At 40.2% G+C, this 16,531-nt stretch carries 15 protein-coding genes and 1 tRNA gene; 11 read left to right on the top strand and 5 right to left on the bottom strand.

All coding sequences use genetic code 11. The features are described from left to right. Positions 1–195 precede the first annotated feature (195 nt). Positions 196–2,790 (top strand): TonB-dependent receptor, encoded by a 2,595-nt coding sequence (locus QNI22_RS39775; RefSeq protein WP_314520188.1) that lies wholly within the window; start codon positions 196–198, stop codon positions 2,788–2,790. 385 nt (positions 2,791–3,175) lie between these two features. On the opposite strand, the gene QNI22_RS39770 is transcribed toward QNI22_RS39775, so the two are convergent. Continuing rightward, entirely contained in the window at positions 3,176–3,595 is a 420-nt protein-coding gene (locus tag QNI22_RS39770; protein ID WP_314520187.1) for a hypothetical protein, read from the bottom strand. Between the two features lie 252 nt (positions 3,596–3,847). On the opposite strand from QNI22_RS39770, the gene QNI22_RS39765 reads away from it, so the two are divergent. The 4 genes from QNI22_RS39765 to QNI22_RS39750 all read left to right on the top strand — a co-directional run bounded on the left by QNI22_RS39765 (position 3,848) and on the right by QNI22_RS39750 (position 7,127). Then, positions 3,848–5,224, top strand: a complete 1,377-nt coding sequence (locus QNI22_RS39765; protein WP_314520185.1) for a PAS domain S-box protein — start codon at positions 3,848–3,850, stop codon at positions 5,222–5,224. A gap of 137 nt (positions 5,225–5,361) precedes the next feature. Continuing rightward, a tRNA-OTHER gene (locus QNI22_RS39760) sits at positions 5,362–5,484 on the top strand. Between the two features lie 164 nt (positions 5,485–5,648). Beyond that, positions 5,649–6,578, top strand: a complete 930-nt coding sequence (locus tag QNI22_RS39755) for a M23 family metallopeptidase (RefSeq protein WP_314520184.1) — start codon at positions 5,649–5,651, stop codon at positions 6,576–6,578. Between the two features lie 378 nt (positions 6,579–6,956). After that, the gene (locus QNI22_RS39750; protein WP_314520182.1) at positions 6,957–7,127 is read left to right on the top strand and encodes a hypothetical protein; all 171 of its coding nucleotides are present in this window, start codon (positions 6,957–6,959) and stop codon (positions 7,125–7,127) included. Positions 7,128–7,161: 34 nt separating this feature from the next. On the opposite strand, the gene QNI22_RS39745 is transcribed toward QNI22_RS39750, so the two are convergent. Further along, positions 7,162–7,914 carry an SDR family NAD(P)-dependent oxidoreductase gene (locus QNI22_RS39745; protein WP_314520181.1) on the bottom strand — a complete coding sequence of 251 codons (753 nt, stop codon included), beginning with the start codon at positions 7,912–7,914 and terminating at the stop codon, positions 7,162–7,164. A gap of 105 nt (positions 7,915–8,019) precedes the next feature. On the opposite strand from QNI22_RS39745, the gene QNI22_RS39740 reads away from it, so the two are divergent. Further along, positions 8,020–8,397: a winged helix-turn-helix transcriptional regulator gene (locus QNI22_RS39740; RefSeq protein ID WP_314520179.1), complete on the top strand. Its 378-nt coding sequence runs from the start codon at positions 8,020–8,022 to the stop codon at positions 8,395–8,397. 98 nt (positions 8,398–8,495) lie between these two features. Here QNI22_RS39740 and QNI22_RS39735 read toward each other — a convergent pair whose 3' ends face one another. Together QNI22_RS39735 and QNI22_RS39730 are read right to left on the bottom strand one after the other, a co-directional pair. Next, complete coding sequence (locus QNI22_RS39735; protein WP_314520176.1) at positions 8,496–9,359, bottom strand: nucleotidyltransferase domain-containing protein; 864 nt, start codon at positions 9,357–9,359, stop codon at positions 8,496–8,498. A gap of 829 nt (positions 9,360–10,188) precedes the next feature. After that, a complete protein-coding gene (locus QNI22_RS39730) occupies positions 10,189–11,028 on the bottom strand; it encodes a hypothetical protein (protein ID WP_314520175.1) in 840 nt (279 codons plus the stop codon). Positions 11,029–11,324: 296 nt separating this feature from the next. Here QNI22_RS39730 and QNI22_RS39725 point away from each other — a divergent pair, with 296 nt between their 5' ends. The 5 genes from QNI22_RS39725 (at position 11,325) to QNI22_RS39705 (ending at position 15,458) form a co-directional block, all read left to right on the top strand. Then, the gene (locus tag QNI22_RS39725) at positions 11,325–11,648 is read left to right on the top strand and encodes an ArsR/SmtB family transcription factor (protein WP_314520174.1); all 324 of its coding nucleotides are present in this window, start codon (positions 11,325–11,327) and stop codon (positions 11,646–11,648) included. Further along, positions 11,641–12,144 carry an SRPBCC family protein gene (locus QNI22_RS39720; protein ID WP_313981714.1) on the top strand — a complete coding sequence of 168 codons (504 nt, stop codon included), beginning with the start codon at positions 11,641–11,643 and terminating at the stop codon, positions 12,142–12,144. Before QNI22_RS39725 ends, QNI22_RS39720 begins: the two co-directional genes overlap by 8 nt. Before the next feature lie 475 nt (positions 12,145–12,619). Then, positions 12,620–13,294, top strand: a complete 675-nt coding sequence (locus QNI22_RS39715) for an Ig-like domain-containing protein (RefSeq protein WP_314520172.1) — start codon at positions 12,620–12,622, stop codon at positions 13,292–13,294. 59 nt (positions 13,295–13,353) lie between these two features. Next, positions 13,354–13,896, top strand: a complete 543-nt coding sequence (locus QNI22_RS39710) for an RNA polymerase sigma factor (protein WP_314520170.1) — start codon at positions 13,354–13,356, stop codon at positions 13,894–13,896. Next, the gene (locus tag QNI22_RS39705) at positions 13,890–15,458 is read left to right on the top strand and encodes an outer membrane beta-barrel protein (RefSeq protein WP_314520168.1); all 1,569 of its coding nucleotides are present in this window, start codon (positions 13,890–13,892) and stop codon (positions 15,456–15,458) included. Before QNI22_RS39710 ends, QNI22_RS39705 begins: the two co-directional genes overlap by 7 nt. A 159-nt stretch (positions 15,459–15,617) precedes the next feature. Here the strand turns inward: QNI22_RS39705 and QNI22_RS39700 are convergent, their stop codons facing one another. Further along, complete coding sequence (locus QNI22_RS39700; RefSeq protein ID WP_314520166.1) at positions 15,618–16,328, bottom strand: ATP-binding cassette domain-containing protein; 711 nt, start codon at positions 16,326–16,328, stop codon at positions 15,618–15,620. Positions 16,329–16,531 lie beyond the last annotated feature (203 nt).

Here is a 16,531-nt window from a genome sequence, read left to right as displayed (position 1 = left end):
TTGAAGCACGGTCAGGTGTGGTGTTTTCTGTTCTGAAATTTTTACAAACTATGGATCTGAGGCGGTTCACGTAGATGAACCTCATCATATGCATACCTGTTTTCAGTCAGATCTCTCCCCTGTCTTTGATTTTATCCCTTGTTACATTGTGGAGTGTAAGAGCTTTTAACTATCCATCTTAACACAGTTAAAAGTATGCAAACACCTTATGGCTGCTATCCGCACACTGATAGCCAGAGCCACCTATTAACTGTCTATATACCGTTAGACAGAAAGAGTATTTTTGATGATGAGTCAACAAGTACCCATCAGATAGTAAAAGATCATGTCCTTGAGGCAAAAGTGGTAGGTAAAAATATTCCACCTGGAACCCAGCCTGTTTCATCGGCTTTCGGTCTGTTCACCAATCAATTACTCTACCAAACCTCGACCTTGTATTTCTCTATGAATAAGTCACTACAACATATGTTACCTCTATTTCTTTGTCTATTATTTCTGCCTTTATGTATGCTGGCTCAATCTGAAAAGGGTAGTATTTCCGGATATATCCAATCCGAAAATAAAGAACCACTCCCTAATATGACTATTGGCCTGGATGAAACGGCATATGGTACTACCAGCAGTGAAACGGGGCACTTTCTACTCAAAAATATACCTGCCGGAAAATATGTATTATCCATTAGTGGCATTGGCTATCAGGCATTAAAACAAACTATTGTGGTAACCGCAGGACAAAGAACTTCGCTAAATTATCAGCTTAACAGGAAGACCAATGAGTTGTCGGAAATAGTGATTACATCCGACAGAAAATCCAGTTTCACGGCTATTACCAAACAGGCAATTCCCCTGCGAGATATCCCACTGACTACCTCTTCCGTTTCTGTAAAGACTATAGAACAGCGTGGAGCGGATGATCTGGGTGAAGCAATGAAGAATACTACAGGAGTGCGTGCTAATAATACCTATGGGGGATTTCAGCATTTTACCATCCGGGGGTTCAGCAATTTCGTACTACTTGTTGATGGGGTCAGAGACGAAAGACACAACATCTCCACCAGTGCCCCTACAACGAATCTGGCTAATGTAGAAAGTATAGAAGTGTTAAAAGGTCCCGCTTCGGTTTTGTTTGGACATTCAGCGCTGGGAGGGATTATCAACATTGTTAGAAAGCGCCCAACGAAAGAATTTAAAGCGGAATTTTCAGCTACCTATGGAAGTTATAATACCCGCAGAATGAGAGCGGGAGCCTCCGGTTCTATCAGTAACCAGTTGCGGTATCGGGTTGACTTTGGAATGTCTGATACCGAAGGCTACCGATATTCTGGGTCTACTACAAACAATGCCTACCTGGCACTGGAATATACACCTACCAGTAAAGATTTGTTTTATCTGACAGTGGGTGTAAACAAAGACAACTATGATACGGACACAGGCATTCCTATGCTGGAAGGAAGTAAAAAAATACCTGGACTAGATGTCGATACGCGGTACAATGACCCTGCAGACTTTTTAAAACATACCCGTTTTGACTATCAGCTCAACTATGTGCACAAATTCTCCGAAAAAGTAAAACTGTCGGATCAGCTATCCTATTATGATGATAATATCCATTATTTCTCAACCGAAGAACTTTCTGTGAATGCGTCACTGGATTCACTGACCCGATCCTTTCCATTTTATTTCAATCACCTGACCAAACCGCTTCAAAACCAGTTGGAGCTTAGTAGTGAATGGCTAACTGGTTCTATTGTACACAAAGTATTGGTAGGATATTCACTCAGTATACTGGACAGGAAGACCTATAACGGAGATGTCAATGGTCCAGGAAAAAACGCTACAATTCCTATTCATAATCCGATTCTCAATCAGGGGTATATTTCCTTCACAGACCAGAATTATAGGGCTACTATGGAAAATGTGCATGGAGTATATATACAGGATTGGATCAAGGTTGCAGAGTATTTGAAAGCACTGATAGGATTACGATATGACATCTTTAATGGCAGCTACTATACCAATCAGGTAGACGCAACGCGGCATGTAACCGAAGAAGGCCCGAAATCAACTATTTCTAAAAATGCATTGACCTATCGGTTTGGACTGGTATATCAGCCTGTTGAGCCTTTGTCTGTTTATAGTTCGTATTCTACGTACTTTAAACCTTCCCGCCGTGTTGCACCCAATGGCGAAACGTTTGATCCGGAAACTGGTTATCAGGCAGAGATAGGCTCTCGTCTGCAACATTCCGGTTGGACAGCCAGCCTTGCTTTTTACTATATGCGAAAAGACAATCAGGTAGAAGCTCTTCCTGGAGGAATTTACAAACGGATTGGCTCAGCAGAATCCAAAGGGTTTGAAGCAGAAATCAACGGAAGTCTGTGGAAAGGACTGGATTTGACAGCAGGGTATACATTCTCTAAAGCAAACTACCTTCCATATGAGGGTAGTGAGATAAATCCGGTTGCAGGAAAAAGAGTATCTTTTGCACCTGTCAGTATGCTGAATCTGTGGCTAAACTATGAATGGCAATATGCAGCATTCAAAGGACTGAATATGGGAGCAGGAGTCAACTATATGAGTGACACGTTCACCAACAGTACCAACACGTATACTCTTCCAGCCTATACAGTAACCGACATGGCTATTGGGTATCGTGTGGGACGAATCAATGTAAGGCTGAATCTTAACAACGTATTAAATAAACAGTACTTTGCCAATGCCATTTACTCCAATCAGTTCTCCCCCGGCCCTACACGAAACTTCTTATTAAGTCTAAAATACGCGATCTAACTTATACTGTAAGGAAATAATAGTCACCTGAACTTTAGAAGAACGCATAGAAAATACACATTCTATCCTTCTGAAAAAGATCATCCCTCTACCTTTCCTTCTGACTACCTGTCCTTCTGAAAGAAACTTGTAACAAATAGAGCCACGTTTGGTTTTTGAGAGAAGAAATACACTCAAATCGTAAAGGTCGCCGGTCTTGCCACGAGATCCTTTCAGGAGGACAAAAAACGAAAAAGCGGGTTACTTGTGAGCAGTATATGCTTAGTTAGTACTTACCGGGAAACGGATTAAACGAAAAGTATCTTCTAAACGCTTACATTGTAAAATAGAAAAACAAAGAAAGAGTCGAGTTACTAGCTAACTATACACTTTGATTTCATCCCTACTAATCTGTTAGGGGTACAATCTGTTCGATCATGTTTCCATTTTTATAAACCCTCGTAAAAAGCGATTCTTTGTTAAAGGACAGACGAATTAATCTATCATATTCAGGATTGATACTTAGAATTATTTTTGATTTGGGAGAAGCTCTTGAAAGCTTATTATTTTCAATAGTAATTTTCCTTAAATGAATGTAAATGATATTTATAGAAGAGGTAATGTCTGTAATGAATATAGAATTACTTTTTACATAAAATCTGGAATATTTTTCAGAAAAGAATGGAATACTATCTATTGTTTCATTCTTCAGCTTGAGTAACAATAGCTTGTTTGTAGTTTGCTTTTTTATGGTATAATATGGCTTGTTGCAACCTGTCAAAATACTCAATACCGAAAATATACCTATCCCTAGTAGTTTATTCATTTGGATTAACTTAAAGGTTTATGATAGGCAATTAAATAAAACAAACTTTGAAAAATGTGCCTATCTCCGCATACTTCATTTTTCAATATCCAGATAAATTTTCTTGATAATCTATTGATAGTGTTGTTTTCGCTGGAAATTAGCGAATAGAAATAGTATTTCCCTCAATATTCCCCTTCGATTTTCAAATTTTAAATGGAAATTTTACTAGATTTAAGAATACACTCTTAGTAAGCGAAACAGGGTTTTCACATGCCGTTATTACATTTCTTATTATCTGCGCTGGAAGATGCCGTTATGGCTTTTGACATCAGCAGCAATCAATACCTGTTCATTAGTCCTGCAGTAGAGGGGATTACCGGGTATAGTGAGGCTGACATGAAGCAGCAGCCCGGTTTATGGGAAAAAATCATAGACCCACTGGATCTGAATGAAGTAGTCCGCAGTACACAACAACTGACACAATCAGGAGAAGTCAAACTCACACACCGTATTATCAGTGCAGACGGTACCTTAAAATGGGTACAGGTAAAAATGGTGCGATTTATACTGCCAGATACCCAACATGAAGTTCTGATGCATATTATTCGAGATGTGACAGATATCTTATTTCATAGAAGAGAATCGCAAAAAAAGATCACTTTTCTTGAGTCAGTCATCAATGCGGGTCCCGCACTATTGTTTCGTATCAATCCGGACCAGGAATATACATTTGTGAATGATACCTACAGCCGGGATTTCGGACAAAAAAAGTCGGATCTGATTGGAAAGAAAATATCGGACTTCTGGCACCCCGATGATGCTGGAAAGGTGAAAGAAATTTATCAGGAAGCAAAAAACAAACCTGGCCAGGTAATCCATATTACCCACAGACGATGGGACAAAGACCGAAAGATCCATTGGCTGGAATGTGATATTGTGGGAGTCAAAGACGAATTCGGAGAGGTAAAAGAAATTCAGGGAGTTGGACTGGATGTTACGAAACAACATCTGATCCAGATGGAGATTAAGCGAACCAAGGAAACACTGGAGGCTCTGATCAATAATACGGAAGACAATATCTGGTCTGTAGACTGTGACAGACGTATCCTATTTGCGAACAAAGCATACAAAGAGTTTGTTTTCAGAATATTTCAGATTGATATCCAGCCCGGTATGCAGTTGCATGAACGGGTCAGTGGTAATGAACAAAGCCTGTATATAGAGAAATACAAAAAACTCTACGACAAAGCCTTTGAGGGCAATTCTTTTCGTGCCTACAACGAGTTTACAGACCCTACTACACAAGCTAAAATTATTCAGGAAGTAGGCTTCAACCCTATTTATAATGAAATAGGTCAGGTAACAGGAACTGCCTGTGTAGCTCGTGATGTAACAAGGCAACTGGCCGCTCAGGATGAAATCAGACAGCAGAATGCCCGTCTGCGGGAAATTGCCTCTCTGAGCTCTCATGAACTGAGAGCACCTGTTGCAACTATTATGGGTCTGATTAATTTGCTGGAAGAAGAGGATGTCAGCGATCCTGATAAAAAGCATGTAGTTGCTGATCTAAAAACAAAGTCCATGCAGTTGGATGATGTGATTCACCAGATTGTCAATACTACGTTTATCCCTAATAATCCTCTGTAACAGAGTAATAAGATAATTTTCCTGCCATGGAATTACTATTTACGGATTCTCTTTACCGGATTTCTACTCATTGTCTCCTTTTGCCAATGGAAATTATTGCATGAGGAAATTCATTTTCTGAGTAACTTTGTGTAACGACGGAAGTGGCGCAATTGGAAGACGCAATTGATCAAGTACCCAAAAGGTTGACCCCCAACGGGGGGTTGGTGGGACGACTACCCTTATCAGTCTGGTTGCAGGTTCAAGCCCTGCCTTCTGTTAAAACAAGCCCAATAGAAATGTTTGGGCTTGTTTTATTTTCCAGCATCTCTGTATGATGATTTCGATGGTGTACATTCTTCTCTTTTGAAAGAGTTGGGTTACCTTTTTATTCATTCTTCACCAATAGGTGCCTCTGAAGGAATAGGTCATCTTTCTCTATCATATGAATACCTGGAAAAAACTAAAACAAATTGATTGGACACAATTACAACATTTGGGAATTATTGGTTTTCTGGGATTATTCTGGATACCCATACTGAAATGGTTTTTCCTTTTTTATCTGATTGGCTTTATACAGCTTTTCAAGGGTATGAAGGAAGCGGAAAAAGAATCGAACATCAAAAACCTGAACAACTATTACCTTACTTTCTTTCTAAGCCAGCTTAACCCCTTTGTCTTCTTTCCTGCAACATTACAGGGATTAGGACAGATAGTAATTCTTCTTAAGAACATTTCGGGCTTTCCTGACAGAGATAATTATCAAAATAAAACAGACTTTATCCTTCCTTTTCAGGGACAGTGGTTTGTTGCCAATGGAAGTTCTACTAAAAAGAATTCGCATTCGTGGGATATTTTGACTCAGCGGTATGCCTATGACTTTATCATTGTGGACCCAAACAAAAAATCGTTTGAACAAGAGGGAAAAAGTCTAAGCGACTATTATTGTTACGAAAAAGAAGTACTGGCTCCTGCTGATGGTAGAGTGGTAACCGTAAGTGACCGGGTAAAAGATTATACAGGTGTAGGTGATCTATCTCTTGATTGGAAAACGCGTGATTTTAGGGGCAACTTTGTCATTATCCAGCATGCCGATAAGGAATTTTCATTCATTGCACACTTTAAGTCTGGTAGCATCCGGGTTCAGAAGGGGCAACAAGTTAGGCAGGGAGAAGTAATCGGCCTTTGTGGAAACAGTGGCCATTCAACCGAACCACATATTCATTTTCATATACAGGATAATGCCAATTTATGGATAGCAACGGGCTTACCTATACGATTTAAAAAAGTGTTAGTGACGTTAGATGGCGAAGAAAGTATGGTAAGAATGCATGATTTTATTGAGAAGAATGAGAAAGTAGAAAACCTTGCATAAGAACAGGGTATGCTTGTCAACCATGTTGCTTCAGAGTACTTTTCATCGCTCTTCTTGTGGCCTTTTCACTTTTTACTTGCCCAAAAACAGGAGCACCAAACGAGAATTTGGTGAGCCAGATCTGTGCGTGAGCAAAAAAACGACACCTCTAGTGATGCTTCTGCCCAATAAAGAAAAAAACTCCCTATCCTTCTGAAAGAACCTTGTGACAAATAGAGCCACGTTTGGCTTTTGAGAGAAAAATTATCTCCTGTCGGAAATGCCGCCGGTCTTGCCACGCCTGTCCCGACAAGGGCGGGAAGTTTCTTTCTGGAGGACAGAGATGGAGTTGAGAGGTAAAAGAAAATTTTCTCTAAAACCCTTATTTCTGAAAAAGTTATGGGACACGATAAGGGGCTTTCCTCGCAGGAAAAAATTTCCAACCCACAGCTACTACCCAGCGCGATTGTAGAGAACATTGTCCTGCTTGTACCAAAATTTGTCTGGATTTCCAGAAAAGATATGGGACAGGATAAGTGGGCAAATCTACGTGTCTTATATCCTGGCTAACAAACACGTAGATCTGCTCATACAGTCTGGAAGGTTACCTCATACCGCCAGACGTTGCTATTTTTTCTCCTGTAATCCAGGCAGCATCATCGGATGCAAGAAACGCTACCATTGGGGCCACTTCTTCCGGCTTACCAACGCGACCAAGTGGAGTAGCAGCCAGCAGTGCTTTTTCAATATCTGTTCCAGCCAGACCCAGTGCTCGGGCTCCTTCCGTATCTGTATTGCCTGGAGCAACTGTATTGACCCGAATGTTACGTAGTGCAAGTTCTCTGGAAAGGGAAATAGTTAACGCATTTAAAGCAGCTTTGGTAGATGCATACAAGCTTGTATACGGGCCTGGATTCTGACCGGCTACCGAACTGATATTGATAATGCTTCCACCTGCTGGAGGAAAATAGTTCAATGCCTGCTGAATAGTAAGGATCGGCCCCAATACATTTGTGTGGTATTGTTGTTGAAAATCTGTTTCTGTAATGCTCTCCACCGGACCAAATCGGCTTATCGCAGCATTGTTTACAAGAATATCAACTTGCCCAAACACTTCTTTCACCTTCGCAAATAGCCTTTGCACATCAGTAGAGTTGGCTACGTCTGCCTGTACAGCAATGGCTTTTCCGCCTTGCATTGTAATTGTACTGACAATACGATCTGCATTGGCTTGATCGCTTACATAATTTACCACAACAGCAGCCCCCTGTGCTGCTAACGCCTGGGCAATGGCGGCACCTATTCCTTTGGCTGCGCCAGTTACAACGGCAATTTTGCCTTCTAATTTTGTTTTCATGTGATTCTGATTTGTAGAAGCAAAATTAATATCACTACCTTTACGTTAGATATGAGTTTCCCGTTGGAAAGTGGTTTCCGCCGGGAAAGTAGGTTCTGATATTGTATGCGAAAAAAGATTTTTATAGACGAAAAGCCATCCCACTGTCCAAGTCAGCTAAGGGCTATTCATGATACAATGGACTTGCTGGATGGCAAATGGAAAATTACCATTATCGGCTGTTTAAGCTTTGGCAATAAACGCTTTATGGATCTGCAGCGGGAAGTAGAAGGGATAGGTTCCAAAATGCTCTCCAAAGAACTACAGGAGCTGGAAATCAATGGTTTGGTGAGTAGAACAGTCATGAACACCAGACCGGTCACGGTTGAATATGCGCTCACTTCGTATGGCCAAACATTGAGACCTATTTTGTGGGAAATGGCAAAATGGGGACAAACTCACAGAAAGAAGATTTTCTCTGACAATGAAGATTCAGAGAACTAGTTCTGCTTTCTGATACCTAATTCTGGCTACTATAGTACAGCTAGCACTTTAGTACAATAAGTATATACATTATATTTTATGTGCTATTGCAGCTATCCTCATAACTGATAAGCAGGCTTATACATCTCCTGAGCGAGATCTACCACTTCGTTGAATAGTGATTTTAGCAGATCCACATTCTCAGATAGGGTATCCATATCAACACATAAAACAGCATTAATCTTATCTGTCAGATGTGGCGGTTTTATGGTTGATTGTTCCAGAACCTGAATAGCTCTTTTGTCGCTGATTGGATAGAGTTCATTCAGGGCAAACAAGGCGGTCACTATGTTTTTGATTGCTCTCGTGAAACAACCCAGTGTATTATATACATCCTGTTTGACAGCAAAAGAATCAGCATGCCAGATGGTAAACTCAGCAGACCACAAAGATTGTTGCACTACCAACTGCTTTAGTTTGGGAGGATATGTCTGTACTGCTGATTTTAGCTTAGCAATAATGCCTTCCGGATCATACAAAGGAATGCACACTTGAGTTTCTGCCAGAAAGATAATAGATGAAAAACCATAAGGAGGTTGTTGCTCAAAATGGTTCTCCCATAAGCCTTCCTGCGCATTCTCAATAGTCGTCGTTATCTGTTCGATGTTCTTGTAAAGCAAATCAACTTTTCCATACGCCGTTTTTACCCAGGCACCTCCATTCACCCATGGACCCCATTCATAAAAACCAGTAACTGTCGGACTACTGTCTTTTGCATATTTCTTCGCGATAGCTTGTATTTCCCTGATATCAAAAGGAGCTTTTTCGTAATAATAGATTCCTATATCCAGGTCAGAGGTCTCCGTTGCTGTTCCTGTTGCATAAGAACCACCTAATACAATCGCCTGGACATTTGTAATACCTTTTAAGTCCTTTACAATAGTGTCTAGTATCTCTTGCTTTTCCTTAGGAAGTATCATCATTGTATGTAATCGAAAAATAAAACACCAGATAAATCAACACTCAAGATATATAACTTCCTGTAAATAAGAATAAAAGAGATGAAAAATGACACATCCCGGATGCAGTATTTTATCAAATATCTTTATGTTGTCTTTAGTTTGTCTCACAAAGTAATTTGATGAGAATTGACGCCAAAAAGTTCTCTGTGCAGAGTTCACCGCATGAAAGGGATTGAGCATAGTTCTATGCAAACTATTTTTTTGTAAGGGCAGCCCAACTTCATCAGTCACCAAACAAACTGCTTTTTATTCCGATCACTTTCATTGGTGCGCATAACTCACCGCAAATTAAATTTTGACCGGAACTCCGATCATTTTTTCCTTTGCGCATAACTCACGGCAAAAAAGAATTTGATCGGAATTCACCGCAAAAGACTTATTACACATACACGATTCCTCCTGAATTTTGAGGAAAAGAATTTTACTTTGATTCCATACATAATGGATCATCTTTAAGAAGCTGCAAAGAGGGCAAAGATACCTTCAATCGCTAATGTTCGTATAGGTACGTTGGGAATCTTTTCTCCGCCAGGTTGGCCTTTGGGCTTGCGGGCTGAAGGATCGGAGAAAAATATCCTTTTTGGGTTATCACGCCGTGGCGTGACAAAAAAGTACCATGTTGCAAGTAGAATAAAGATCAGAAATTTGAGAAAAGAAAGGAAGGAGGTTGCATATTATCTCATTCTGAATCACATCGAAAATCACTCATGCTATACACAAATAAGCAATGCAAGTAAGAATATCTCTTACTTGCATTTGAAATGAGTCCTATTCTAATAACCTATTGGATTTACCAATAGCTATATCTATGTATGGCAGCAGGCACATGCGAATAGCCTTCCAGCTTTGTAGCACGTTCCACAGGCAAACCAGCAGAAGAATATACATAGGTATACAATTCTTTAGAACTAGGTGTTTCCCGATAACCTGGATTATTGGTAAACAATTTAACCCCTGGCAGATAATACTCACTACTGATCAACGGCATCGGATTAGGTTGGCTGTCATAATTGCCATAGAGCACATTGTAAGAGAACTTCAGATCAGACTCCTGCCCACTGGCAGCTCCGGAAACCGCAATACGGATCAGATTGCCATTGGCGTCATAGCTATAGTCATCCACAGTGAGAAAGCCACTGATATAGCTACGCTGGCTTTCACGGATAAGCTTCCCATTGGCATAGGTAAAGTGGTGTCGGTATGATACCTCATTATAGCCATTGTAAGTAACAATCTCTGATACCAGATCTCCTTCATACGTGTAAATCGCATACGAAGGATGTTTGGTAAAGTTGAGACGAACAGGACGGCCATTCTCATATACAATGGTATATCCTATGTTGCTATACGAATCATATCCGGTCAGTTGATAGGTAGCATCATAGCTAAGTTTGATTGTACCCATCTGACTCAACAGGTTGCCTGGCCCCTGTGGCTGTTCCGTATCTCCACTGTCAGTTGGGATTGTGTCTTGCGGAATGGTATCGGATGGAATCGTATCCTGTGGAGATTCTGAATCACCAGGCTTGTCTGACGAGTGCTCTGTATCAGGCAGAATAATAGAATCTTTCTTGCAGGATGAAAAAGAGATAGCAGAAAATACAATTGCTGCTATACATAGTACCTTCATAGTTTTCATAAATGTGTAGTGTTAAGTTGTTAACTGTGTGGTGTATTGAATAATGAATTTGGAGGTAAGACAGGAAGCGAAGAAGGATGGTTGCCCGGAGAATAAAAAAAATAAAATAATTTATTGACAGCAAGATTACAGGTTACGAAGCAACTTTTTATGCGGATAAGTCAGCATATACCGGTATCAGGATAAGTAAATTTGTTGACCTACTTAAATTTTTTAAAAAAAATTGCGAAACCGAAAAGTTGCATATACATTTGCAACCAATCGGTTTCATTAAAACAAACAGGCATATGCGTAGAGATATTTTTCAAGCCGTTGCAGACCCAACGAGACGAGCCATAATCGGCTTAATTGCATTACAGGCAATGACACCAAATGCCATTGCCGACAACTTCAACACGACACGACAAGCCGTGTCAAAACATTTACGCATTTTAACAGAATGCGAACTTGTCAAACAAGAACAAAAAGGAAGAGAAATCTACTACTCACTTGAAATTGACAAATTAAAAGAAGTAGACAAGTGGATGGAGCAATTCCGAAAAATCTGGGAGACTCGATATAATCAGCTAGACGATGTATTAGTAAAACTAAAAAACAATAAAAATGAATAATTTACTATTTGACTTTACGGTTGACAAATCAACCAAATCTGTATTCGTAACAAGAGAGTTTGATGCCGAGCTTTCACTTGTTTGGGACGCATTTACGAAAAAAGAAATCCTTGACCAATGGTGGGCACCCAAACCGTGGGTTTCCAAAACCAAATCAATGGAGTTCAAAGTCGGCGGACGAAGATTTTATGCAATGGTTAGCCCGGAAGGACACGAAAGCTGGCAAATACAAGACTATACGTCCATTAGCCCCAAAACTAACTTCAAATATGTAAGTGTATTTGCAGACAAAGACGAAAATCCTCATTTGCCAGGTTCGAATTGGGATTTGAATTTCAGTGAGCAAAATGGAATAACTAAAGTTAGCATTACTATTTACAACGAATCTCTTGAAAGAATGGAACAGATGATTGAAATGGGTTTCCAGGGAGGTTTCACTATGACACTAAACGAATTGGCAGTGTTGCTAACGACTTTATCAGTAGAGAAGAAATAAAAAATTGCCCATACCAAGGTATTGCCCAAAGCGGGGGACTGAACCACTTCGATTGGAGATTTCGCACAAGGTTCAACTTTTGTTGTTCAATTGAGCTTTTGTGGTAAAAATCCCGCCTTTGGCAATACCTGGACCGCCCGAACAACAAATCCTTCCACCGACTCTGCTAAAGTCCATTGCCTCACCACAATGAGATCCGTGTCGGTTAGCTTTGGTACGTTAAGCAACTGACAAAGACGAAGAAAAGAGCATTACACTAATTTGCCTTGGTTCCTGAATAGCTCCTCCCTCTGGAAACCCTTCTTTGTAACCCTTTTAGTGGGCAGTTATCATTGCACCCGATCCAGTCTCTCCGCAATACTTAAAAAATTTCAAAATAAAAAATCCTCTCAGGCAACCGTTCATTGACAGATTCTGTCTTCTCTCACAGAAAGCATTTGTGCGTGTCTGGAATTTACTAAAATTGTCAAGTATAATGAAAAGCTCTTTGCGCCATCTGGGAGCCCTGACGGGAAGTCTTGTACTCTTGTTTTTATTGGGAGGGTGTACAACTCCGGAAGATATAATCCCCGGATCATCTGATAACTTCGAGTTATATGAGGATGATGTCTATGCCTTTGGTGGAGGTGGAATTATACGGATGGACCCACTCGGAAATGATAGCCTGAAAACAGCTGTTACTGTTACCTTTGGTCAGCCCGTTCATGGCACACTGAGTGTACAACCCGATGGTGATACTTATTATCAGCCTGATACTGAATTCTTCGGGACAGACAGTCTGACCTATCAGGCATGTAGTGAAAGTACCTGCAAAACACAAAAAATACGGCTTCATATAGAAGTCCCTCTGGATCCCAATAACTGTACCAATGTTGTGAGGGCAGACTCTCTGCAAACAACCCGAAATACACCAAAAGGCATCCGGATATTTGAAAATGATATCATCTGTCCAATGGCTGGCAGGTCTGTCTATGCACCGCAGCTAGGCACATTTCGTACTATTGAGTATGCAGGTAGTTATAAAAACACCATTTATGTATACCAGCCACCGAAAGATTTTACTGGTGAAGATTCGTTTCGCTATCGGGTTTATCCGGACCAGAATTACAATACCTATCTGGAGGTGATTGTAAAGGTGAAAGTTAACTAATACCAGCGGAATCGAACCAACTATAATAGCAACATTACTCCTTTTTAACTTTAAACTACGTGCATTCAGAACAGGAAATCATTGCGGGATGTCAGCAGCAAAAACCAGCTTTTCAGGAAAAGCTGTATCAGCTCTATTCCCGTAAGATGATGGCTGTTTGTATGCGTTACACACGGTCCCGGTTTGAGGCAGAAGATATATTCCACGAAGCCTTTGTCAGGGTGTTTGCCAATATTCGCACATACAATGGGGGCTCTTTTGAAGGATGGTTACGACGTATTTTTGTGAATACTGCGATTAACCATTACCACAAAAACCGTAAATACCAGGATCATCTTGACTATAGTCTGGTAGAAGAAAGCTCTCCGGCAGAGGATGATATAGTAAGCCAGATCAGCAGTCAGGAATTGCTGGCACTCATCAATCAGTTACCAGAAGGGTATCGACTGGTATTTAATTTATATGTAGTAGAAGGATTCACCCATCGTGAAATTGCCGATATGCTCCAGATTGCCGAAGGAACTTCCAAGTCCCAGCTGGCAAAAGCGAAAAATTATCTAAAGGATCTTTTGCATAAATATTCAATCTCTGAGAAATGCTGAACGAAAAAGAACTGGAAGAAATCCGTCGCAAAATGATGGAACTCGAAGAGGAGCCCCCTGTGCAAGGTTGGGCATCTATTCAGGCAGAGATACAACCTAAGCGTCGCTGGCGTCTGTTTGGCTGGCTGGCAGTACTGCTGTTGGTCACAGGAACAGTTGCTTTGCTGATAAAGTATAGAGATCATATCTCACTAAACAAACCTGCTCCTGAAATGGCAGGAAATAATCGTCCGGTAACAGAGTCAACTCATAAAAACAATAAAACTCAAAATACAGAATCAGCAGATACACCATCTTTACATATATTATCCACTCAACAAGAAAAGGTAGCATCAGCAAACAGAAAACCTATACGATCTGTTAATAAACCAACTATAACTATTTCCAAATCTAAAAACAAGACTAAACCATCAGAGACATCCGGAGAAGGAAGTACTCTGCTTACTGATCGCCATAAAACACTAAAAACAGTTACCAGAACTCAGTTTTCAGAACTACCTGCGGATTCTCCATCAGATGATTTGACAATAGTAGCCAATACATCCAAAAAGAAATTGTATCGTAAACGAGGTAATTCAGTCCGAAGACCGGATGCAAAGGTTTTGAATGAACCAGTACATACAGCCGTCACACATTCTATAAAACAGGGTACTCCTATTCAAAAGGATAATGACTTCAGAAAAGGAACAGGTAACGATTCTGTTGAACTGTTTGTGCCTTCTATCCATTCCCTGGCATTCCGGGATATTACACTTCAACAAACCGGAGCCGTTAGACTACCTGCTATTACACCAAGATTTCAACCTGACAGTATACCACAAGTAGAGTCTCCGATTAAACCTACTATTCCCTCTGAAAATAGAGCTGGATGGTCTGTCGGTCTGTTTGTCGCACCACGTTATACCTTCCGAACATTTGTTCCATCCACCTCAGATGATATTGTGATCATCCGGATGAATAATGCTAACTCTTCTCTCAAAGATCGTCTGGAGTATGTATGGGGGCTGAATGTACGCAGATACATTACGAAGAGATTTTCAGTGGAAAGTCATCTGATGGTATCTCAACTTAGTGAGAAGCTAGGCTATTCCTACAGAACAGATCACATTGAGGAACTTATTCGTACAGTGACTGCTCCAAATCAGGTTACGATAACACCCGTATATGAAACCGGACAGAGACAGGTAGTAAGCGATTATACCTATAGTGGACTTAGAATAGCTGCTACTTATTATTTTAAGGCGAATGGACGCCACAGGTTTAATCTGACTATGGGAAGTGGTGTCAATTTGTTACTCAAAGGCCAGACTCGTCAGTATGTAAACGGCCAATTGGATCAAACGACTACATTTCCTTCAAAAGAGAATGTATTAAAGCAGGTAAACTATACTATTCTGGCGGGTATTGGCTACAACTACATGTTGAATCACAACTACGAATTAACGATCATGCCTGCATTTAATTATTCGTTGGAATCTACCTATACTCAGCAAGCTCCATTTGGATTGCGTCCCTATTCGGTAGGAGTTCACTTACAACTAATGCGAAAGCTGGGTAAGTAGAGCATATAAACAGAGTATGTAATTGGTATAAATCTGTATCACCCAAAAGTAATTCAGGTTTATACCAATTGATTTTATAGCTTCCTTAGTATGAAAAGAAGCAAAACCAGAATGCTTCAGTGGTCTTGAAATATATACTTGCCGGATGTGTCTGTTGTATCAATGCTCTAGTTTACCTGGTGGTAGATATCCCCACCGTTCCAGTTCCTCCAGGTTTTTGATATGCTTACAGACGCCATTTGTAAGTAATACAATCCGATCACTGATTTCGATAATATTCCGGTAATCATGATCGGTGATGATAAACCCTATATGAGATGTGTACCTACGAATCAAATCCATAATAGTTTGTCTGTATATTGGCTCCACATAGGAAAAAGGCTCATCCAGCAAGATAAATTTGACATCCATACTAATCAACAACAGCACCTCAAAGTACCTCCGTTCACCCCCTGATAATTCAGAAACCCGTTTGGCATAAAGACTTTTTACCCTTTCATCTGACAGCAAAGTGGTTTTGCCAGAATCGGTGTGAATATATAAATCTATGATTTTTTTCAGTGTCAGGCTTTGGGGCAAAAAACCGTGTTGTGGTAAATAAGCTATCAGATGGCCTTCCTTATACGGATGGGTATATACCTGTTTGTTGATCCGGATACTTTTATTTTCTGTCTCCAGGGTTCCAAAGATAATCTTTAACAGTGAAGATTTCCCACAGCCATTTCTCCCCAGAAGACCCATTATATCTCCTGTACAACATTGCAGGTAACAATCTGTTACGATGTTTCTGGAACCAAAAGAAAGCATAATGCTATCTACCTCCAGTACATTTTTTAGAGAGGCATCATTTGCCAGATCAGAAGAAAACATAAGCAGAGTAGTAGATTAATACCGAATGATATACCTATGAGAAGAGACTTTGAAATGCCTTGATTAAAATAAAAATAATTATACTACTAGACAATTTTAAAAATAGTTGATTTTTTAGGAAAGCGCTTGAGCAGATACTCTCGAAAATCGACTAGACAAGTGAGCTTTTCTTTGAGTTTTTGTAGCCCATCACGAAAAACAGA

This window comes from Xanthocytophaga agilis, assembly GCF_030068605.1.
Lineage (GTDB): Bacteria > Bacteroidota > Bacteroidia > Cytophagales > 172606-1 > Xanthocytophaga > Xanthocytophaga agilis.
Note: the sequence above shows the minus strand (reverse complement) of the source record. Positions and strands in the feature narration are given on the sequence as shown.